The organism is Kordiimonas sediminis (assembly GCF_014656395.1).
Lineage (GTDB): Bacteria > Pseudomonadota > Alphaproteobacteria > Sphingomonadales > Kordiimonadaceae > Kordiimonas_A > Kordiimonas_A sediminis.
The window spans coordinates 1209987-1231242 of sequence record NZ_BNCI01000001.1 but is presented as its reverse complement, the minus strand read 5'-3'; the positions used below and the strand labels follow the sequence as shown (position 1 = coordinate 1231242).

Genomic DNA, 21256 nt, shown 5'->3' with positions numbered 1-21256 from the left:
AAGCTAAAAAAACTAGGCAAATACTGTAGAAATGCTTTACGCCAGACTAGCGAAACAAGGCTGCTGCCAGATAGCTAACTTTCCTGATCCACTTCTTCACCCTCTGATCAAAGCCCGTACTTGCAACGGATCTATCGCCGTTTGCATGCTGGGCAATATCATCAACAAGGGCTTCAGGGCCGTACGCCTGCCCCCCGGGCCAGCGGATATAGCGCGGGTACACAATCAAAGCACCGTAGATCAGGGCATCTAGCGACAAATGCCGACTGCGCCTGCTCAGAGGGTTCTTGTCCTCGGTCAGTCCCCAGCCCGCATAAAATGGATTGCCGAAACAAATCACCTTTTTGCCGCGCAGCAGTCCTTCAAAGCCGGTCAGACTGGTCATAGTAGCAACTGCATCAACAGCATCAAGACAATCGATAATATCAATGTCGGTGACTATTTCGTCAGCCATATCCAGTATGGGTGCCGGCACGCCCCCACTACGGTTTCCAGACAGAACATCAGGGTGCGGCTTGAACACCAGATAGGCATCCGGATACTCCTGGCGCACATTTTCTAAAAGCCTGCTATTGGTCTGAAATGCCGGGGAGCCGTAGGCAAGTGATGCATCGCCTTCCACCTGACCCGGCACCAGAATAGTCTGCCGTCCCGCTGCCTTCGCCTTGAAATCAAGGGCCGTGTGTGCGCCAACATTATATTTACTGACCCGCGCTGCCAGAATTTGGGTGCGTAATCTGGATGCCCTGGCAAGCTCCCGATCAGTACAGTCATGGGTTTGCAGGAAAGCTTCAAGGTCTGAGACCTGTCCTGCATCATAATAGATACCCTGCCGGTCCAGCACCAGCGAACTTGGCCGCCTGAGATCACTGCCAAGTCCAACCGAGCGCAGAAATCCATCCTCCATACGCCACACGGGCACATGCGGCGGAATCCGGTCCGTTAAATGGTCATGCTTACGCCCCCACAGAACCACGCAGTCGCCAGTCTCCCACTTAACAGCCCCAAGTTTTCTGGCAGCAACAAACTGTACCTTCTGGATGCCCGGGCCAATGAATTCCGGAATGAAACCCCGTTTCCATAAGGAAAAGCCAACAGCTACGGCGCGTGGCCCAACAGGCCTGTCGGTCTGCTTGTCGGCAACCAGAATATCAAGAACATCTTCCAGTTCACACAGCTGCAAACGGTACGGATCAAGGTACCGTGCATACCGGATGCAGGCAGCCGCAAAAAGTGTTTCCAAATCCGGGCGTGCAGTTCTGCGGTCACATGTGACCCGGTCGGTCGTCAGGCCCCAACCAGCATAAAAAGGCATACCGAAACAGGTAACAGATTTGCCTGCAAGCAACCCTTCAAACCCCATTTGACTGGTGACCACATAAATATGATCCATTTCGGCGATCAGAGCCTGCGGGTTACAGGGGTCCGCAATCACCGTGACCCGGTCTGGTAGCTGGTGTGGATTGAAATGCCCCTTTTTCCTGCCGAGCAAGACATCCGGGTGCACTTTCAAATATATCCGGGCATCAGGGTTTTCATCAAGCGCCGCATCCAGCATTGCAGAAAAGCTATTCTGGGAAGCCAGCCCAAGCCGGATAGACATATCCCCTGCGGTCTGGTCAACAACCAGCACTTTTTTGACATCAGGCGCATCAATCTTGTCACTGACCGCACCGGGCAACGACCAGGACGCCTGATTATATTTCGACAGCCGCCACTGAATGATACGGGATATAGCCGCAGCGGCACGTTGCCGCAGTGTATCCGTCATCCAGTCGGCAGATGTATTCAGCAAATCTTCAAGATCACTGGAACTGTGTGCATCATAATAAATGCCTGATCTATCCATGACGATCGACAGTCTTCTGGTATCTTTTGAAGGATGTGACAGATAGCTAAAAAAACCATCTTCCAGCGCCACATACGGCATACCGCGGGCGGCAGCGCTTTCCCGTGCTTTTTGGGTGTTGTCTTTCTGCCCCCATCCAACGACTATATCTGTGTCGTCGACCTTGTCTGCCTTTACCTCGTGCAAAGGTTTTATCTGCTGCTGCAACAACAGGGGCAGCACCGCATCCCGCAAGATCCCTGATGATGTTGCATATACTGTCACAGCCTAGCCTTCCCCGAACAATCGGCGTACTGCGATCAGATCTTCCTGTGTATCAACACCGTGTGGCGGGGCCTCAGGTATCGGGACAACACCAATTTTCATACCATTATATAGGGCACGCAACTGTTCCAGTTGCTCCAGATGCTCTGTCGGCGCAGGCGGAAGGGCAGTCAAACGTTTCAAGGTTTCAACCCGGTAGGCATAAAGGCCGATATGACGCTGATATATCCCGTTCTGCAAACCCAGCTCCATGTTACCGTCCCGGTCAAAAGGGACCGGCGCACGCGAAAAATAGCTGGCATAGCCACTAGCATCGAGCACAGCTTTGACAATATTGGGGTTCAGGACGTCTTCAAGGGTCGTGATAGGACAGGTAAGTGTTGCCAGGTCTGCCGCTGGGTCTTCCTCCAATAAGGAACCAGCCAGATTAATCAGATCAGACGGGATCATTGGTTCATCCCCCTGAACATTGACAATAATCTCAGTATCCGGCAGGGACAGGATTTCCACCACCTCGGCTATACGGTCCGTACCTGACGGATGATCAGACCGGGTTTTAATACCCTGCCCCCCAAAAGACGCCGCGGCAGAGAGTACCCTGTCATCATCGGTCGCAATATAGACCCTGCCCGCGTCACCAATACCCTTAACCGCGCGGTGCCATACATGCTCTATCATTGGCTTGCCTGCGATCATGGCGAGCGGTTTGCCGTACAGTCGTGAAGAACTATAGCGAGCGGGGATGACAACTATCATGGCTACACCCTGTGTTTCCCATCAACCAAATCAACCAAACGGATATCGTTCATATCGGCGACATGTTCGCACGCGTCCCGAACGGCACCATGGCCGCCACACCGCGGCGTGATAAAATTCGCGATTGCCTTAACCTCGTTACAGCCGTTTTCAGGGGAAATGGCATAGCCTGCCGCCTGCATGACAGCGAGGTCAATCAGATCGTCTCCCATAAAGGCTGTTTCCGATAGATCAATCCCAAGGTCATCGCAAATATCACACAGTGCCTCGACCTTGTTGCCGCACTTCAAACGATAGTGCCGGATACCCAAATCCTTCAGACGACGCAGCAACGGCGGGCTGTTCCGGCCTGAAATTACAACAACATGCACACCAGACTTGCGCAGATATTTTATCCCCATACCATCTTGTGCATGAAAGGCTTTAATTTCCTCGCCTTCCCGCGTGTAGTAAATGGATCCGTCTGTCATGACACCATCCACGTCCAGTGCCAGCATTTTGATTTTCATAAACTAGTCCGTTTCTACCGTATCGAAGGCTTTTACCATATCATCCAGTGCTTTCATCTGCGCCAGATATGCCTCAAGCCGATCAAGGCGCAGCGCACACGGGCCATCACACTTAGCCTCGTTCGGATCGGGATGTGCTTCGATAAACAATCCGGCAATCCCAAGAGCCATTCCAGACCGCGCAAGTGCCGTGGCCTGATCGCGGCGTCCGTCGGCGCTGTCGGAGCGCCCACCGGGACGCTGTAAGGCATGCGTTGCGTCAAAAATTACCGGCGCCATGGATTTCATCAAATCCATGCCAAGCATATCAACAATCAGGTTGTTGTAGCCAAAACAGCTCCCACGCTCACACAAGAGAATATTCTTATTGCCGGTATCAGTACATTTTTTGATGATGTGGGTCATCTCATGCGGGGCAAGGAATTGCGGTTTCTTAATATTGATCACAGCCCCGGTTTCTGCCATGGCAACTACCAAATCTGTTTGCCGCGCCAGAAAGGCTGGCAACTGGATTACATCCACCACCTCTGCAACCGCTTTGGCCTGCGCTGGTTCATGCACATCCGTGATGACAGGGACACCGTAGGTTGCCTTGATTTCTGCCAAAAGCTCCAGCCCCTGTTCCAGCCCCGGCCCACGGAAGGATTTAATAGAAGACCGGTTCGCCTTATCAAAGGACGCTTTAAATACATAGGGTACGCCGAGCTTGTCAGTAACCTTGACGAAATGGTCACATATCTCCAGCGCCAGGTCCCTGCTTTCAAGGACATTCATACCGCCAAACAGTGTAAAAGGTCTTTCATTGCTGACTCGGATTTCAGAGCCAATGGCGACATCGCGGATCATAGGTTTCCTCACTATAGTGTTTGTCTGATACTATTTATCTGACATTGGGGACAGAGATAACACACCGGCCCGTAATCCCTTCATAGATACTCTATGTCAATATCTAATTCTTTGTCAGCCTGTATTGCCAGTCCCAGATATAACTGTGGCTTTGTGATTTCACCCGAACAAAGAGAAACACCAGCGCCCGGCGGCAATTTTGGCTGGACCAAGGGTACTAACACACTCGGATGCAACAGGGCTGCACCCTTCCTGCACTTGCTTAGAGCACCTAGGTCAAGTGAAGTTTCCGCCAGCACCCGCAGCAATTTATCATCCCACAATTTGACCAGAGCTTCTTTCAGCGTCCAGAGTTTTAAAAAAGCTTCTCTGCCTTCCTTGTCTGAACACTTGGAAAACCAGACCTGTTCTGTCTCTGACAGGCGCCTTGACGCCAGCCTCCGCCAATCAAACTGCCTGTCCGTTGCTTCAATATCTACACCAATCGGGGCGGCATCTGATACGGCAACCGCTACAAAGCCGCACATGCCACTTTGTGTATGCGACACGGAAAAGCTGGGGGACTGTGCACCACGACAGCCAAGGGTAACCCTGCCTGCCCCCTCCTGCAGAAGCGGCACATCCTCCGGCTTCATGGCAAGCTGACGCCCCAACGCAATACGCAAGAGCCCCCGCGCCGTCATAAATGCAGGTCTGTTTTCAGGTGTCATCGCTTGCAGGCGCGCGCGTTCTGCCCCCGAAAGAAGTGCTGCATGTGCCGGACTATTGCCGGCCTTTGCGATCTGAATTTTTACCTGTCCCATGACTAAAACTCATGCCACAGACCGGGGCTGGAAGAAAGTATCATATTGCAGAAAAAAGGCGCCCCCGACTACTCAGGGGCGCCCAGTCTTCGACCCTCGGAAAAAGGTCATGAAAACATTGTTGTTATGAATACATATCTTCTTCTGTCGGCAATTTGCGCTGGATTAAAAAAATCAAAGCTATGCCGCCGATTAAAAGAAGGCCGGTTTCAAACCCGACAAAATTATTGAACCAGCCCTGGGATGCAGTCCCTATACTGGTTTCAGAGGCCGCAGAAGCACTTGCCGTATCTTCTGCGACTGCGGCTAGAACTGCGGAAGAATAGACCGCAGTCAAAGCGATCGTTGCAGACCATAATTTTATCAAATATGCCATAGCGCCAAACAGCCCTTTATCTGTTTCATCACAGTACTTGCAACACTTGATTCTGACCCTATAGAGCGATGTTTAAGCAGGATTTAAAAACTGGATTCAATTGAGGGATAATTCAGGTAAAATTTTATCGGAAATTATGCATAAAACCTACATAACTACTTGCTTTGCAGGCATTTTAAGGCATCTGCAATATGCTTATTCGGGACAATTTCCAGTAATTATTTTTTAAAGAATTCTAAATTTTTTACTGCCCTCAAACAGGCGCACCCCCATAGCATATCCTATAAGTTGCAGACATACTTACATACCTTAATTCCGAGGCCAGGATGTCCGGTCCACACCTTTCAGCTTCTCAACGGTTCGCAAACCACCCAGTCCGAGCATCGACAGTAGAACGGTCACCAATGTGTCAGCACCTCCAAGCACTGGTAGCGGTAGTAAGTCCGGCCAATATAGCCCGCGCACCCAATTCAGCAGATCAAAGCCGATAAAGTGCCAAAACAGAGCAACGCCGCACACCCACCCCACAAAAGGCCGCCACCCTGACACAAACAAACTGGGGTGCGATGCTTCTGCCTTGTTTACCTCCAGCTGCCCCATCCCGGACCGCAGGATAGTCATTTCAAGTTCATGCGCGAAAGCGCGTTGCTGGTCCTTATCCGGAATAAGTTTATCAAGCGGTCCCCTGATAATATCCAGCACCGAATCAATGAAAGGAATTGCCATGACTACCCTCCGAAATCTTCCGGAAATGATGTGTCATTCCCTTGTCTCCATATACCGGTGTCTGAATACCTGTGACCGTCTGTCGTTGTCCGCAGGCAGTCGAGACTGTCAGACACTCCCGTCGGTTTCTGCCGTGGCGTTTATGGGAAACATGTATCCACCGCACAGGCGTGCTGTTCTTCCGGTAGCGAACTTCATAAATAAGCTGATCAAACGGAATATCGTCCGAATGGCTGATCGTCAGCGCCAGATCTTCCATTGGCATTCCGCGAACATAAAAGTCGGCAGCCTCCCCGAACGTATGCTGGCTTTCCCTTGCACCGCCAACTGCTCTGTTCAGTGCCTCACATCTATAACCGCTTGAAATTATCACCGGTCGCCCGCATCTGGTGCGAATAGGCTCCAGCACCAAACTACACAGGGCTTGCAGGTTGGCAATGATATGCGGCTCTGTAATACTGTTATCAATGCCGTATTTTTCAGCCGTTTTGCTTCTTGCGAACTCGGTTTTTCGAAAATGCGGTGACAGCAGGTAAGTCGGGTCATATGTCATGAAGCACCCCCACTTTGTCTGCCAGCAACACCCCTAACAGCACTGCCATTTTCATCACCAAAACCCACATTAGTTTCATGACCATGGCCCAGCGCCGACCACAGGTTTCTTCATGCCGGGCTATCCGGTCCAGTGCGAGCGTTGCCTTTAAAAGCGCAGCATTCGCGGCGTCAGATGCTGTATCAATCATCAGTCGCCCCTGTTTTCCAGTAACTGCCCTCATCATATTCTATCGCCTCTGCGGCATGGCCCCGGTCGATAAAATCAAGGAAAGCCGCCGCCCAGGCGCACCACAAACTTCTTTGTCGGTTCTTGCCAAACACCGACGACAGTGTTTCATCGGGAAATCCAAAACGCGCCAAAACTGTCGGCACCTTGCCGCGCAGTGCTGCTTCAAGGAACAGTACAGCATTGAACAGAGGTCCCAACAGGGTGTTCAGCCCCTGACTGATCCAGACAAAAATCCGCAGAAAATAGTCGGTCCATACCAACTGGTAGACACGGGCGCACACCGGCCGGCATGCTCCCGACAAAAAGGGAACAATCTTCATGATGATCTCCTGAAATATGTTTGTGATTTCCACGCCATTTAAACGCGGGTATGTGTTTAGTTCGTTACGGTGACTGTATTGGTATCAGGCCTGTAATGCCTGATACCAATCAAGGCCGCTCAATACCGCTTCAACCTCTGCCACGGTTGCCGCGCTTTCTATGGCTTGTTTAGCTGCCATACGTGCTGCCTCAAGATGCCCGGCGACCAGTTCCCACAGGACTGCATTGCCCTGAATAGTCGTCATCAGCTCTGCTACCGTTTGTCCGGTTGCGTCTGCTTCCATCTTGATCATGGCGTATTTGGGGTCAGCAGGGTCGGGAGAGACCTCGCTAAACCAGTCCCGCATCAACTCTGCCTTACGCTGGTAGATAAGCTTCTTTGCTTCGCCCGCAGACAAATATTCGTGGGCCACGCTTTCATGCGCACCTTCAATGACCGACAGGGCAGATAGCTTCGCACTTTCCAGGCTTTCGCTTGCCCCGACATAGGTAAATTCGATTGTGCTTTCTATTTCCGTCACGGTGTAAAGGTGGGCATCCAGCGGCGGCTTTATCCCCGTGACCAAAGTTTCCCCCGGCTGCACATCAAGTCCGGCAGACAAGTCAACTGCAGGCGCGCTACCATAGGCGACATGCGTAATCCGGCCCGTAGCGTTGTCATAGGTAAAGGCGTAATTCATCGATTGAAACTCACTGCGGTAATGTGGGCGTTTTGGCGCCATACGGTCCTGTTTGTGTCCCTGTATCTGATAACGAACGAATAATCGGGATTGGTGCCGGGGTTTTCGTCCACCACCATCAGGGAAAATCCCCGGTAGCTGGTATGCACGGTGACAACCTCGTCAATCAAAGGGGCGGCGGTGTTGCCGTTCCTGACGATACGAATAAAAAACTCTGTGCTAGCTGACCCGCACCTAAGCTGCGCACGGGCGGAGACCATCACCTCGCGCCCTGTGTCATTGCCCGTAAGGTTAGAGGCACTGATAATCGTCCTGTTCAGGCCGCTACCACTATCAACAGTGAAAGACACTTCGCCGGGGCCTTCGCCGCCGCCAACCTTTGTTGTGGAATAATCATCAATATGTGCCTCTGCGACCGTATTGCGGTCAGCGAGTACCCCTGTATTTTTTGTTGCATCATTCTCTGGCTTGCCAGTGCCTGTTATATTTGACCAGGTGGCGGTCTGGCCAAGCCCTGCGCCGTCTACAAGCTGGTTGGTGTTGGTGGTGTTGGTCGCCCCTTCTTCCACGTCCGGGCGGGTGCCTGCGGGTCTCGATGCAACAGCACCGCGATTTATCACAGGCCGGCGAAAGGCTACAGCCCCAGAAACGCCGTTTTCCCTGCCGCCGATTATCCGAACATAGTGGGTCAGTGGCGGGATTTGGTAGCCTTCAAGTTTGGCAACCTTCCATTCAGACGCCCCCGTGGATACCAACCCGCCACCGGGCGTTTTTACCAGCGTCCAGTTAGACTGTGCGAAAAACAGGCCGACCCTGCCGCGGCGCGCGCCTTGTGTCTGCACCTCAATCGAGGCACTGATAACGTCCCCGACTTTCAGCCCCAGATCTTCAAGTGTGACATAGGCATATTCAGACGGGCTGTCAGTATCCGACGCAGGGAAGCTGGTATAATATTTATCATCAATCAGGTTTGGTGTTTCAACACCAGAAGACGGCATTCCCGGCTTACCAAGCGCAATATAATCAATGTCGAACCCATCCCCACTTTGAAACGATAAATCAAGCTTTAGCTGCGTAATGGTGCTGGTGGTCCAGTCTGTCCCGCCCGCTGTCAGCTTGGTCATGTCAAAGGTGAAGATAACCCACTCACCCAGCTTGAAAGGACGGGTAACGGCCTTGCGGTAACTGGTAGAGATCCCGTGGCCCGTAGTCGCATAAAACAGAACCGGCGTATCATAATCAACACCGCCACTGGCAGCGGTCCGCCGCATCTTAAATATGACACGGGTGTATTTTGATCCGTCAATGTTCAGGTCCGCCGGGCTGGTAATTGAATTGTTCGCGGCCGTGGTCGTACAACTGATATAATCGTCAGCAACGGACAGACTAACATTTTCGGTGGTCCATCCATCATCCGACCCGTTAAAGGCCCAGCGTGCACCAAGTTCCATCATCGCGTCTGCGGTTACATCGGCATAATCTTCCGGCTTGCCGTCGCCGGTAATATCACCCCATGTCAGTGTGCCTGACCCGGCAACATCGGGACTGATCGCCGTTATCACAACAGCCGCACTGACGGTTCCATTGCCGTGGATATGCCGTACGCGAATATCAATTTCGCTTTTCTCCGGCAGTGGCAGAATAACCTCTGTATCGGGATAAAGTGCGCTGCCCGCAGGCACCCAAGACACTGTCCCGGTGGGTCGGTAGTCAACAAGTGTACTCGCAACCTGTACCGCCGGTGGGCTCCAGAATATCTGCAAGGCAGCGGTTTCTGTACCGTCAGTATTCGTCATCACAACGGGAATGGTTCCAACCCCGGTCGGCATATTTGTTTCGCGGCCCGTTCCCTGTGACTGTAAGGGCGGTGCTGCATGATCAAACTCTTCTGTATCCGGGTACCAGGAATATATGGACGCATCTTCCTTCACGAGCCCCAGCTGTACCTTGAGCGGTTCCCCATTCCCGGCAGGGGAGATCGTCTGCTCCACCACACGGAAAGGTTCGTTTACAAGCTCCAGTGTTTCGTGACTTATCACCACCACGTCCATCGGCTGAAAGGCAAGGCCAATTGGCAAAGTCTCCAGCTGCAATAGCGGCTGTCGCACCTGTCCAAGCGCAATTTTTGCATGTCGCTGGGCTTCTCTGTGGTCGGTGCAAAACGGCAGGTTCAGGGTGAAGATAACCTGCCCTTCGTCGTCCTGATCGGCTGCTAATCTTTTCGCTGGAAAGTCGCGCGGTTCATACCCGTTTGCTGGGTCAATATAGGTGCCGCGAACTTCATTATACCGCTGCCCGGTGGGCGGGGCAGGCGTATAGACAGCACTGATGATATCTTCGCTGTTCAACAGTTTCAGGTCTGTCTGGTGGGCCGCGGCCAGCACCCTGATCTTCCCACCTGTCCACAGTATTCTGCCTGACATAGCAGTCAGCATCATCTGGACCGTTTCCCATTTGGACCGAGCACAGTCTACCACGCCGTTCAGACTGTAGCGTTTGATCGTGCCGCCCCCCTTCACTGTGACCGGTTCATCACAAACATTCGCAGCCGCTATGAAACTATCGAAATCAATCTCGTCATCCCGAACGGGATTGTTCAGCACCGCATCCCGCAGGAAGTCCAGAATGCATAAGGCCGGATTGGTCGAAAAAAGCCAGGTATCTGCTGCATGCATATCCTGCTGGCTGTCTCTTGGGTCATAGACGGCTTTACCGACGACTTCGAGGCTGCAGCGGCGCAGTTCACCTGCTCCGTACGGAAACAGCTCAGGATCATAGCCTGCCTTTACAACATAGTATGCCTGACCAGTTCCAAGGTGTCCTGCGCCCCAATCTGGATGTGCAGCAGAAAGCCAGCTATCTGCTTGCGATTGCTGCCCGTCATACTGTCTGATATGAAGCTTGCCTGCATACTCTCCGGCGACTGTCTCGCCACTGACCGGACCCAGATTAGTGTCCCCCAGATAAAAATCCCCAAATCCTGATACTGGATGGTCCGCAAGGACCCGTGCAAATACCAGCGTATCATTGGGCACATTATCGCCACCAGCGGCATCATATTCCTCGATAAATATCTCGGTACCGCCAACACGTACGGTGCCGTAAAGAATTTTCCGTGTGTCGAGCGAGTTGACCACAGGCAATTTAATACCTGCCTGCTGCACCATATCGGATGGACGCGGTGCCAGCACAGACGATAAAATCCCTATCCCGGCACCGATTGCAGCCCCCGCCAGCGCGGCACCAGCGGCCAGCCCTGTCCCCAGGGCGGTTCCAACGCTTGCCCCCAAGGACGCCCATATGCCCGTGCTGCCGGGAAGCGCCACTGACACAACCGCAATCGCGGCAACCGCCAATGCCGATTTAACAACCTTACCCATGCTGATGTCCTATTCTATATGCTGTGTGAGCCTGCCTGACAGGCAGCGAAATCCAGCCTACGTCGCTGGGAAATAAGGCACGTTCGCCGACCGCAATACCGCAGGCATCAGATCCCAGCGCATCCGGCAAAGCTGTTTGGGCGATAACCAGATCGCCAATACTTGCCTGCAGAACCTGGATGGTATGTGCACCGTGGGCAGTAAGCGCGCTATCAACGGCAGTGACCAGACTGCTGTGTCCGGCAGAATGGAACAACCGAACGGCTGATGCTGCACTGTGATATTGACCGCGGTATGCTTTCATAGGGTCGACGCCCGTCACCGCATGAATAAGATCCGCCGCCGCCATGCAGCAATCATGCTGGCCATACGCAAATGGCATGCGCAGGCGCCCCCGAACAGCAGCATCAAGCCGTTCGGGCCAGTCGTAAAATCGTTTCATGGTATATGCCGTCCTATTAAAACTGCTCAAGAAAAGGATAGCCGCTGCTGCCCCTGCCATACGATCCGCCAAACCCACCTCCCACACTGCGGGCAGTCGACGGCGACTTCAGCCCCCAATAGAGGGTTTTATTCAGAACGTTGGGGACGAATTCATAAAATTTATCGCCCGGATACCGGCGTTGATGATCTTCGTCGGTGCGCAGGGCAGGCATAACCCGCTTCAGGACAGAGATACGGCTTTCAAGTTCCACCCCCACAGACCGGTTTGTGCGTCCATCCTTCAGGATCATGGCAGATATCTCGCCAGCAAAAATCAGGACCGGTCTATCAATCAGGGACATGGCATCATCAAAGGCCGCGATCCATACACGGCCCAGACGTCCTCTGTACCCAACGGATTTTACATCCTGCAAAAGATCTTGCGGGATACCGTTCAGTGTCAGAGACAAGCCATGCAGCGCCCCTCTGGCGTCTGCTTTAACCGCCTCGATTTGTCCAAGTGATCCAACACCCTGCCAAGTCTGCCCATCCCACATAAGATTCGTTGCCCCGCCCCATACCCGGACATAATCCTGTTCGCTTGTCCGGTCGCCCAGTTCCAGTTTCACTAGTGGCAGGATCATTAGGGATTTGCCTGTCAGAGCATTTTGCACCGTGGTTGAAACAATCGTATCCGTTGTCATTACAGTGCCTCCTCTACAGCAAAGCTGAATCTGTGATGGCCAAGGTGGTCTGATGTCGGGGCAACAAAGCCGTCACTTAGACTGAAAATACCGGTGGGGTTAGTCACGATGACCGGGCTTGTATCCGCCGGGCTTTCTATCAGTGCGGGCATAATCGTCAGTTCGGCAGAACCATCTGCGCCTGATGCTGCATCAACGACAATACGCTTTAGTCGCCCTCCTACTTCCAGCATGTCACCCCGCTTGAATAAAACTGACTGCGACACGCCCCAGCCCCGGGTTTGAAGCGTTGTGCCGCGCTGCCCTCCGCCATCCACAAGACCACTGCCCAAAGCAGAGCCCCTTGGCATATGATAATCAGGATGCGGCATTGAAAAGGTGCCAACAAAACCGTCCAGTGCGTCAAAGAAACCCAGCCAGTCTGCCGCATCTGATGCTGACATCGGCGGCAGGCTGATTTTCCCAATCCACCTGTCCCCTGGATTGCGGTGGATTTGCTTTTTCCTGGCAAATGTTTCTACAGTCGTTTGGTTGCGTTCAATATAAATGGATGCATCAAGGGGCTTGGGGCTGGCAGGCATATTAAGCGGATAAACCAGTGTCATTCTGTTTCCTTTTTCAGCGATGTAATCATGGTATCCAGATCATCCCGTGTCATAGGCTGTGTGACCGCAGGGTTGGCCGCGTCCGGGTCAATGCCGTACCGGCGCTGATACCCACGCAAGGCGATCAGCAGCCCCGGCAGGGTTGCGGTTAATGTTTCCGGCAAAGTCCAGCCAAGAACAGCCCCGGCCTCAAGCGCCCAAGCGAGATCACTGTCATGGTTGTGCGGCACTGTCGTCCCCTTGGGTAAGCGGCGTAAGCTGGGGCGCAAGGTTAGCCTGCAGACATTCAGCCACGGCCAGCATAGTCTGTGCAATGTCGTTTCGGGGAAGCTCTGCCGCAACGTTCCTGATAAGCTGAGGGTCACGAAAATCGCGCCCCGTCATCGCCAGCAGTAACATCACCAAGTCACGGATGGTCATGTCAGCAAAACGGGTTTGCAGTGCCGTCATCAACCCCATATTCATATGGTCTTCTAGTTCCATCATAGTGCCAATCGACAGCCGGAGGGTAAGCGCCCCATCCGACCACGGCAGGGTCTTCTCCCCTAATAGCGGTATAGCCATGCTTTGTTCGTATCCTGTTGATTTGAAAGTATCTGATAGTGTCTGACCGTCAGCGGTGCTGTGCAGAGGCATAGTGCCCCAACGCCTGTTCAATAGACTGACTGACCATGGGAAGCGCAGATAGGACCATCACACCGTGATCCTGCGCAGGATACAGCGCGTATCTGTTATGCCGGGCAATTGGCTTGGCATCCACTGTACCGTCTGGCATGTCCCTGCTGCCAGTATAGTTCCGTGCGAACGGCTGCAGGAAGCCGTCATTTGGCCCAGCCTCTTTATGGCCGACTGACATGCTGGGTGAATTGGGTACGGCGGTGGCCCTGTTGCCAAGCCCCTCAAACCCCGCCCTGGTCCTGCGTATCGTGTCCCTGAATGCACCCTGAAGATCAGTCGCCGCTGCAAGACAGGCTGCCGTTACTTCCCTGTAGCCTTCTATCAAGGCAGCTTCATCAGGGACGTCCACTGGCATATTATCCTTTAGGCCAATAGTCATACTGCGAAAGCAATCGGACCAGAACTTTCAAGGGAAACGGAAAATGTCACTTCCCCGTTATGTTCGCCGGACATCTCCAGATTCGTGACTGCAAAGTGTGCAGAAAACGTTCCGTGTCCGGGAATGAGAATATCAAAGTCTACCAAACTGCCGGTCAACAACGCCGTCTGAACAGCCACCATATGATCGTCAGTTACAAAAAGCCCGGACCCGGATGTGGACAAGGACTTAACACCGCCACCTTCCAGGAATTCCCGCATGCCACCTGACCCTTTATTTGTGACCTCTACCGTTTCACCGTTCAGCCTGAAGCTGTTCGACCGAAATCCGCCAATGATCGTTTTTGTACCGGCAATATCCATTTTCAGGATCATATCCTTGCCTGCCTGTGCTGACATTCTCTGTCTCCAATATTGTTGATTTTAACTGCGATATTCAGCTTTGCTGCTGAAATAAAAGAGCCTTGTAGCGAAGAACACCTTCCGTCGTTCTTTGGGCGATTGTGCCCTGAAGCGTCTTTTGGTTGGCATCCACACGGGCACTAACGAGCGAAAGGGAAACAAGCGACCATCCGGAAACGGCCAACCCGCCATCCTTGAGCGCGGTGTCAATCAGACTGAATAGGGATTTCACCGTGCACTGGCCCCCGCTGCCCGCGACTATGCCCAGATCAAAGGTGATCGATCGTCCGGTTAGGGTTTTGGTATCCTCTGCAACCTCTTCCGATGCCCCAAAATACAGATAGGGGCTGACAGCAGTCTCGGGCACAGTGTCATAAAGACTGGCAATTGATTCCATCACAGGCAAAGAGGCCTGCAACACATCACGCACCCCCGCCTGCAGGGGGCCTGCGGCAAATCTGGTCATCATAATTCCTTTGTAAAAATATGAACGCCTAAAGGCGCTAGATCACATTAAAGGCTGAAGCGCCTTAAAGAGGATAACAAGGAAACAGCCCCGGATCCCGAGAGGGCTTGATGCGGGTCATCCCCCCTGTGGCCATAAAGATAGGCAATCACCTGCAACAGTGCCTGCCGTATCAATGGGGGAATATCGTTCCAACTGTCGCCGTACCCTGCAACCGCCTCAATCCGAATTCCATCACACGGTGCCTGTGGTCGCGGTAAACCACCCCTGACGTAAAAACACGGCATCTCACCCGGTTGAATATCATACAAACCTGAGGGAACAGTACCACCGTCCACGGTGACAGTGACCACCGATTTCAGCGGTCTGACCGGGAGTGCAATTGCCCGTGCCGAGGCCGGGACATCAGAAGTCGCACCGTCTTTCACCCCTGACCACCACCGCGAAGTCTTGCGCTCTGCGCCCCAATCATTCAGGAAAAAACGGATATTCCTGGTAAGCAGGCAAAGCCCGAACCGACTTTCGATAGCAGACTGTGCGGACATCACCAGTCCGGTCAGATACGCATCTTCCGCATGATTTTTTATGCGCAGATGGTCTTTCACATCCTCAAGCAAAAGCGGCATATTCACCGCCTCGGATACATAGTCATACCGCATTATCAGGTCTCCCCAATTCTTAGGCAAAAACTGCGTTCCATCGTCCGCCCCTGATCCGTTGATACACGGCAGGACAACCGATATTGCGCCCCAGGATACCCTCCGGCCACAAAGACAGAATAGACAGAACCGTTTATATATTCCTGCCCCAATTGCAGGTCTTCTGCACCGTTTGGTGTAACTGACCACTGGGCAGAAACTATTGTTTCGCCCGCGAGTAGCGTGTCGGCCCAGTCAACGCTGTAATCAAGCGTAGCGGACGGGTCTTTCAGATAAACTCCCATTGCTATGACCTTGCCAAAACGAACCAGCCACCGACAGGTGTCTGCACTGTAAATTCACCATTTGTGCTGGCAACAGTTGCCACTGGGCTGTCAGTATTTAAATCCTGCACCCCAAGTATCCTATCGGTATTTTGCAACAGCCCCGCACTGCCGACCACGAGGGCAAGATACTTGGCTCCGCTGATCGTTACCGCACTGCCAAAGGACACATCCGCCGTCGAAAACCCAACGCCGTCCAGAAGGTCTGTTACCGCGGCAGACGAAACAGCAGACTGCGCATAATCGCCGCCAGATATCTCCAACGCCACTATATCAGCGTATGTCGCATGCAGCGTAACATCTGGGCTGTAAGACGCACCAAGGAGAACCCCCGATAGCACCGCCCCATCAAGGCTACCCAGTGTACCAAGAAGCATGGCCTCCAACGTCTTGTCGAAAACCTGAAAACTTCCAACCGTCATAATATTCTCCATGTTAGATTAATGTAAGTAGAAGGCAGCAAGCTGCGAAACTGGCCAACAGATGCCGCGCCAATTAGCGGGTCCGGTCGGTGTTCTTATCACTTGCTCTGTATAGGCGGCGGGGCACACTGATGTGCCCGCAGGCCTGTATCTGCCGCGAACCTGACCGAACGAAGGTTTGGCGGTCGGACGCATACTGGTACGTACCCCCTGAAAACATGCCCCATCCGGCATTACCACTGACAAGGTGCGCTTGTCCGCTACCCTGCGCTATACAGTCAGCGGCAAGGCTGCCCAGACTTGCGTGCAGGAAAAGGTATCCCCCATTACCCACGGGGCGCACTGCTTTTGCCGTCAGTAACTCGCCGGTTCGTCCAGACACGCCAAGAAGGGATGTACCGCCACCCTCTGTCAGCTGTAAAATCGCCCCCAGGCTTACCGCCCCCGAATTTCCTGATGCCAGACAATCAGTATGCACACCAGACCCGGCCCAATCAGACAATACAGTTTGTACAACAGGCCTGTTTGCAAGCTGGATATTGCGCACCTTGCCTTGAAACCCGTCCAGTGCCGCGCCAAGTGTCAGAGGGGCAGTCGTGCTGAGAAGAGGGCCGTCAACAAAACTGCCCGTTCCAATAGTGCTGCCATCAATTTTAATCTGTACATTATCTGGCAGTGCCGTGCCGTCCCAGGTAACGCTCAGACTATGAGGAGACCCATCATCCACCGCGGGAACTGAACCCGATGATGTCAGAACCACCTGCCCGGATGCGTGCACGAATGTGACCTCGACCCCGCCAGACTGCAGCAAATCAATATGAACGGCCCCTTGCGAAAATAGACGGTTGCGTGTCGTCCCAAAGGGGGCTGACGTCTGAAATTCACATGCAAAATATAATCCTGATGGAAATATCTGCATGTGGGCAAGCGGATGCGCGCCCCGAAGCAGGCTGTCATAACTGGTCGTTATATCAAACCAGCCATTCCCATCCGGGGTGATTGCCGTCGCAGAATAGCGTTGCCACAAGCTGTCATTCAGTACCTCCCGAAACGGCGCCCCTCCATCCGAAGCCACAAACGGCGACAGGAGCGGCCCTGCATCTTGTGGCCCCTGTCGCACGCCGCCCGCTGCATCCGTTAAAGTATTTTCCACACTAGCGACATGGGACCCGATTGCCGGTCCCTCTGCTCTTAGTCGCAGATCAAAGTCTACTGCGGTTGCAACGACCGGGTCTGCGGGCCAAAGGGTAAAAACATCCTGAGGCAATATACCAAACTCCGACCCGGCGGTATTGGCGACCGCCGGGTTATCCGCAGCCATCCCATCCGAGATCCAGCAGGCAAGTTTCGAGGTCTGATTATTGGAATATACCGTCTGGTAGCCTGTACAGATGGTATTATAAAACTCTTTGTCCCCCGGGCTGACACCGTGGTCCGAATAAACCGCAGGTGACAGATTTGTGCCCGCCCCCATATAGACAATAATATTATTGGAAACACGACTGGTGCCGCTCAGGGACGCTGCATTGATAACCCGCCCGCCCCGCGTAAAGAAAATACAGTTTTCAACATGGGCCGTATCCCCGGCACCACTGCTGGTTCGGACTATATCACTATAATTGCCTTGCCGCATATCATAGACAAGACAGCCATCAAGCGAATTCAGGACCCCCGTATTACCGTCCAGAATGCGGGCGCCATTATTCGCCAGCAGAAACTGAAACCCCGCTGTAACAACAGTTCGCAGACCAAGGCCCGCACTTCCTGAACCACAAAAACTTGACCAGGCACCAACGGATAGGGTCACCCCGCGGGACGCTCCATGATATGTCAAGGGGTCTGTTGCCGGATCATATGTGTCCCAAAAACCATGCCCCACTGCCGGGGAAAAGGTAACAGTTCTGCCGCTTGCACCGGTCAGTTTACTGTCAAATCGGTGAACGCCTGATACAGTCAAAGGCGTAACACCGTCCCCATAAAACAGGAGCAACCAATCCTCGTCCGCACCTACAAGGTCAGACGGCAGCCCGGTCCCGATATCATCAAAGAATGCCTGATACGTAGGATAGCTGACACCGGGCACCAGTCCTTGTCCCGCGCCAATATGCAGGGTCCGCAAGGTCGCCATAGCTAGCTGCCCATGAGCGTATCAATGCCAGAAGAAACCCCTAGCAAGCGGGTACGTACTTCCCCAATCAACAGGTCCGCATTCACCAAGTCCTGTGCCGTATATATCCCATCCGCCGTCTGCAGGCTTGTTTGTATGCGGCTGCGACCTTCTGCGGCGCGACCAAGAAGATTATCCAACTGATCACACAGCGCCATCCCTTCCCGGTACAAGGTACGCTGGTTCGCTATCCCTTCCATGTAGGATTTCACATTCGTTGTCATTTCTTTCTCCATAAAAAAAAGCCCCGCTAAAGCGAGGCTGATACGAAAAAAGGACCGTCAGGCCCCTTATTTTTAAGTTAGCTATTCAAGTGATCGTAAAAGAAACTTATCTCACATCGAGAGACAATTGATCGTCAATCTGAAGTCTGTCCCTAAATCGCATAATTATTTCCAGTTTTTTCAAATATGTGGCCGGTAGTCTACCAATAACAGGGGTGGGGCACCCGACCCCGGGAACAAAAAAATCTTCACTCCATGGGAGCCATGCCTTTTTCCCAAGAACAAACCGTGTGGCCTGCCACAACCCAGCTTCATTCATATCTCTTACGTGTTCAACAAATAAGTCGAAAGGATATTGATCCTTCAATAGTTTTGAAGTGCCATAGACGATTTCAATTTCAGGCTTACCGCCTTCTTCACTTACTGCTGTTTGCCTCACGAGTGCAGGACGGCATTTAGAAGCAGGAACGCTTGGATACTCTTCCAAAGGAAATCGGCACCAGACTACGTCTAATGCCGATGGTAAACTTGATATTGGATAATAACGCCAACCTGACATATTCTACCAAGCAGGCCCATCCACAACAATACGTTTCCGCTCAGGGTCATTTTCCTCAGCAGCTAAAGCTTTTACAGCCTCGATAAATTCTTCAGTGATGTCCTCATCATAACAAACTGGCTGAGGCTTACTATAAGAAGCCTTGTAGTTTTTAACGTCATATGAATCATCACGCAATGCAGTTGGCATGTTTTCCTCCAGAAAAAGCAAAAGCTTTTTAATCAAGGTTTTCAAGATAAGCAAAAAGTACCTTGGCACCCTTTATAAGTAGTTAAGATTACGGCAAATTCAAGGTCACTTGCTTGTGAATCAGGATCACATATAAGTGAAAACCCTTTATTTTCTGCCAGCTTTACTCAACCAAGGGCATCTTATACACACTTAATCACAATGTGCAATGGTCTTGCGTAATATGTGTCAAGATAAAACACATCAGATTCTTTCCACAAGTACAGAAAAATGTGGATAACTAAAAATCAATCAATTATGCACAAGCTGTAACCTATTCCTTCCTTCTCAGCCCTGCCACCCATTCAGAATCCATGACTTTTATAAAATAAAACATTACTCCTTTTCTGTAGGGTCAGTAATGCTTTCCAGTACTGACCCCATTACTGTGAAAAGATTAACCTAAGGCACCATTCAAGTTCCGTATTTAAGCTTTACGTCGTGCCGAATTTCAGGAGCTTAATCGCCGCATCATTGATGAGCGCACCGCCAACCCGTCTGGTGGCATAAAAATGCACATAGGGCTTGTTAGAGTATGGATCGCGCAGAACCCGTGTGCCTGTCCGTTCTACGAGCGTGTACCCCCGTTCAAAGTTACCAAAGGCAACAGAGAAACTATCAGCGGCCACATCCGGCATATCTTCCACCTCAATCACCGGATAACCAAGAAGCCTGTCTGGCTGTCCGTCCTGCAAACCGGGTCGCCAAATGAAATTGCCGTCTGCGTCTTTGAACTTGCGCACGTCCGCCAGGGTTTTTGAATTCATAACAAAGATGGCTCCCTGACGGTATCGGGGGTTCAGATCATGAACGAGGTCGATCAAATCGTCAGAGGGGTCTGCGGCCTTCCATCCGCCACTAACCCCTGTAAGGCGATACTGCAGATAACCAAAGGTCCGGGCCCCGTCACTATCCGCCGACATGCCGCCCGACAGAATACCGCGTGGCTGATTAACGCCGCTGCCGCTGATAATCGCAGCAGTTTCCTTGGCTGCAAATTCATCCGCAACTTCCTCCATCAACCACTGTTCGGCATCAAACTGCATATCATCAAGTGCGCGCTGGGTCGCGGCCGCATTCGAATATAGTTCCCCTGTGTCGATCACAATTTCGCGCAGCCCCGGCGCGGTTGTCTCCGTACGTGCGTCCTCTTCTCCAGCCCAGCCAGACGCGGTACCACCGGTGGAGACAAGGCGTTTATAGCTGCCGGTTTCAATGGCCTTTACTTTCAAATATGAACGCAGAGGAGACTGTGCCAAAAGCTGCCGCTCAATCTCACCATCAATGTCTTCAGGGACCAGAGTACCCGTGGCAGAAGAGGTACTGAGGGCTTTTTCCTCAAGGGAACGGGCCGCAAGTTTGCGCACCTGCGTTTCGTCCCCTTTCAGAATAAAATCATCCAAAAACGCCCCTTTATAAGCAAGGGCACCGCTGTCCTCCTGTTCCAGTGTATAATCGGCAGATGCCTCTGGGCGGGCCATCTTTGTTTCTAGCGCAGCCAATCGCCCATCAAGTGCTGTTATGCTTGCTTCTGATGCATCTGCATATGTGTCAACTGCTGCCTTTAGTTCCGTAAGTTCCATGAAATTATCCTTGTTAGCGTCAGAGGAAATACGTGCAGTGCTGGCATCCAAAATGGAGGCGTACCAGTCAGACTGCTTATGAAAAAAGCGGCATCCCACCACCAAACAAAAAAGCCCATGCTTCGCGCATGGGCTTTATCA

Annotated in this window: 28 protein-coding genes; all 28 read right to left on the bottom strand. The window is 52.5% G+C overall.

From position 1 onward, the window contains the following. Positions 1 to 46 precede the first annotated feature (46 nt). The 28 genes from IE181_RS05550 to IE181_RS05415 all read right to left on the bottom strand — a co-directional run bounded on the left by IE181_RS05550 (position 47) and on the right by IE181_RS05415 (position 21214). Positions 47 to 2113: a capsule polysaccharide biogenesis protein gene (locus tag IE181_RS05550; RefSeq protein ID WP_191250642.1), complete on the bottom strand. Its 2067-nt coding sequence runs from the start codon at positions 2111 to 2113 to the stop codon at positions 47 to 49. A gap of 3 nt (positions 2114 to 2116) precedes the next feature. After that, positions 2117 to 2869, bottom strand: a complete 753-nt coding sequence (gene kdsB / locus IE181_RS05545; protein WP_191250640.1) for a 3-deoxy-manno-octulosonate cytidylyltransferase — start codon at positions 2867 to 2869, stop codon at positions 2117 to 2119. Positions 2870 to 2871: 2 nt separating this feature from the next. Continuing rightward, positions 2872 to 3378 carry a KdsC family phosphatase gene (locus IE181_RS05540; protein ID WP_191250638.1) on the bottom strand — a complete coding sequence of 169 codons (507 nt, stop codon included), beginning with the start codon at positions 3376 to 3378 and terminating at the stop codon, positions 2872 to 2874. Between the two features lie 3 nt (positions 3379 to 3381). After that, positions 3382 to 4224, bottom strand: coding sequence for a 3-deoxy-8-phosphooctulonate synthase (kdsA, locus tag IE181_RS05535; RefSeq protein ID WP_191250636.1), 843 nt, complete (start codon positions 4222 to 4224; stop codon positions 3382 to 3384). Positions 4225 to 4304: 80 nt separating this feature from the next. Further along, positions 4305 to 5027 (bottom strand): 4'-phosphopantetheinyl transferase family protein, encoded by a 723-nt coding sequence (locus IE181_RS05530; RefSeq protein WP_191250634.1) that lies wholly within the window; start codon positions 5025 to 5027, stop codon positions 4305 to 4307. A gap of 124 nt (positions 5028 to 5151) precedes the next feature. Next, positions 5152 to 5403, bottom strand: coding sequence for a hypothetical protein (locus IE181_RS05525; RefSeq protein WP_191250633.1), 252 nt, complete (start codon positions 5401 to 5403; stop codon positions 5152 to 5154). Positions 5404 to 5712: 309 nt separating this feature from the next. Next, positions 5713 to 6129: a 3TM-type holin gene (locus IE181_RS05520; RefSeq protein WP_191250631.1), complete on the bottom strand. Its 417-nt coding sequence runs from the start codon at positions 6127 to 6129 to the stop codon at positions 5713 to 5715. Further along, a complete protein-coding gene (locus IE181_RS05515; RefSeq protein WP_191250629.1) occupies positions 6110 to 6682 on the bottom strand; it encodes a D-Ala-D-Ala carboxypeptidase family metallohydrolase in 573 nt (190 codons plus the stop codon). Before IE181_RS05515 ends, IE181_RS05520 begins: the two co-directional genes overlap by 20 nt. Then, positions 6672 to 6872 carry a hypothetical protein gene (locus tag IE181_RS05510; protein ID WP_191250627.1) on the bottom strand — a complete coding sequence of 67 codons (201 nt, stop codon included), beginning with the start codon at positions 6870 to 6872 and terminating at the stop codon, positions 6672 to 6674. The genes IE181_RS05515 and IE181_RS05510 overlap by 11 nt, the downstream gene beginning before the upstream one ends. After that, a complete protein-coding gene (locus IE181_RS05505) occupies positions 6865 to 7233 on the bottom strand; it encodes a hypothetical protein (RefSeq protein ID WP_191250625.1) in 369 nt (122 codons plus the stop codon). The genes IE181_RS05510 and IE181_RS05505 overlap by 8 nt, the downstream gene beginning before the upstream one ends. A gap of 84 nt (positions 7234 to 7317) precedes the next feature. Beyond that, positions 7318 to 7956 (bottom strand): hypothetical protein, encoded by a 639-nt coding sequence (locus tag IE181_RS05500; protein WP_191250623.1) that lies wholly within the window; start codon positions 7954 to 7956, stop codon positions 7318 to 7320. Next, positions 7911 to 11294, bottom strand: a complete 3384-nt coding sequence (locus IE181_RS05495) for a phage tail protein (RefSeq protein WP_191250621.1) — start codon at positions 11292 to 11294, stop codon at positions 7911 to 7913. Before IE181_RS05495 ends, IE181_RS05500 begins: the two co-directional genes overlap by 46 nt. Next, positions 11287 to 11736, bottom strand: coding sequence for a DUF6950 family protein (locus IE181_RS05490; RefSeq protein ID WP_191250619.1), 450 nt, complete (start codon positions 11734 to 11736; stop codon positions 11287 to 11289). Before IE181_RS05490 ends, IE181_RS05495 begins: the two co-directional genes overlap by 8 nt. A 16-nt stretch (positions 11737 to 11752) precedes the next feature. Then, the gene (locus IE181_RS05485) at positions 11753 to 12421 is read right to left on the bottom strand and encodes a hypothetical protein (protein WP_191250617.1); all 669 of its coding nucleotides are present in this window, start codon (positions 12419 to 12421) and stop codon (positions 11753 to 11755) included. After that, a complete protein-coding gene (locus tag IE181_RS05480; RefSeq protein ID WP_191250615.1) occupies positions 12421 to 13026 on the bottom strand; it encodes a hypothetical protein in 606 nt (201 codons plus the stop codon). The genes IE181_RS05485 and IE181_RS05480 overlap by 1 nt, the downstream gene beginning before the upstream one ends. Then, positions 13023 to 13256, bottom strand: coding sequence for a hypothetical protein (locus tag IE181_RS05475; RefSeq protein ID WP_191250613.1), 234 nt, complete (start codon positions 13254 to 13256; stop codon positions 13023 to 13025). Before IE181_RS05475 ends, IE181_RS05480 begins: the two co-directional genes overlap by 4 nt. Further along, entirely contained in the window at positions 13240 to 13662 is a 423-nt protein-coding gene (locus IE181_RS05470; RefSeq protein ID WP_191250611.1) for a GTA-gp10 family protein, read from the bottom strand. The genes IE181_RS05475 and IE181_RS05470 overlap by 17 nt, the downstream gene beginning before the upstream one ends. After that, complete coding sequence (locus IE181_RS05465) at positions 13640 to 14053, bottom strand: hypothetical protein (protein ID WP_191250609.1); 414 nt, start codon at positions 14051 to 14053, stop codon at positions 13640 to 13642. The genes IE181_RS05470 and IE181_RS05465 overlap by 23 nt, the downstream gene beginning before the upstream one ends. 26 nt (positions 14054 to 14079) lie before the next feature. After that, positions 14080 to 14481, bottom strand: coding sequence for a phage major tail protein, TP901-1 family (locus IE181_RS05460; protein WP_191250607.1), 402 nt, complete (start codon positions 14479 to 14481; stop codon positions 14080 to 14082). Positions 14482 to 14518: 37 nt separating this feature from the next. After that, entirely contained in the window at positions 14519 to 14953 is a 435-nt protein-coding gene (locus IE181_RS05455; protein WP_191250605.1) for a DUF3168 domain-containing protein, read from the bottom strand. 44 nt (positions 14954 to 14997) lie between these two features. Then, positions 14998 to 15609, bottom strand: a complete 612-nt coding sequence (locus IE181_RS05450) for a phage head-tail connector protein (protein ID WP_191250603.1) — start codon at positions 15607 to 15609, stop codon at positions 14998 to 15000. Between the two features lie 2 nt (positions 15610 to 15611). Next, entirely contained in the window at positions 15612 to 15893 is a 282-nt protein-coding gene (locus IE181_RS05445; RefSeq protein WP_191250601.1) for a phage fiber-tail adaptor protein, read from the bottom strand. A 2-nt stretch (positions 15894 to 15895) separates the two neighbouring features. Continuing rightward, positions 15896 to 16354: a hypothetical protein gene (locus IE181_RS05440; RefSeq protein ID WP_191250599.1), complete on the bottom strand. Its 459-nt coding sequence runs from the start codon at positions 16352 to 16354 to the stop codon at positions 15896 to 15898. A 73-nt stretch (positions 16355 to 16427) separates the two neighbouring features. After that, positions 16428 to 18482 (bottom strand): LamG domain-containing protein, encoded by a 2055-nt coding sequence (locus IE181_RS05435; RefSeq protein ID WP_191250597.1) that lies wholly within the window; start codon positions 18480 to 18482, stop codon positions 16428 to 16430. Positions 18483 to 18484: 2 nt separating this feature from the next. Next, on the bottom strand, positions 18485 to 18745 hold the full coding sequence (locus IE181_RS05430) for a hypothetical protein (RefSeq protein WP_191250595.1): 261 nt from the start codon (positions 18743 to 18745) through the stop codon (positions 18485 to 18487). 106 nt (positions 18746 to 18851) lie between these two features. After that, entirely contained in the window at positions 18852 to 19304 is a 453-nt protein-coding gene (locus IE181_RS05425) for a hypothetical protein (protein WP_191250593.1), read from the bottom strand. A 3-nt stretch (positions 19305 to 19307) separates the two neighbouring features. After that, entirely contained in the window at positions 19308 to 19493 is a 186-nt protein-coding gene (locus IE181_RS05420) for a hypothetical protein (protein ID WP_191250591.1), read from the bottom strand. Between the two features lie 473 nt (positions 19494 to 19966). Beyond that, positions 19967 to 21214, bottom strand: a complete 1248-nt coding sequence (locus tag IE181_RS05415; RefSeq protein ID WP_268245728.1) for a phage major capsid protein — start codon at positions 21212 to 21214, stop codon at positions 19967 to 19969. Between the last annotated feature and the right edge of the window lie 42 nt (positions 21215 to 21256).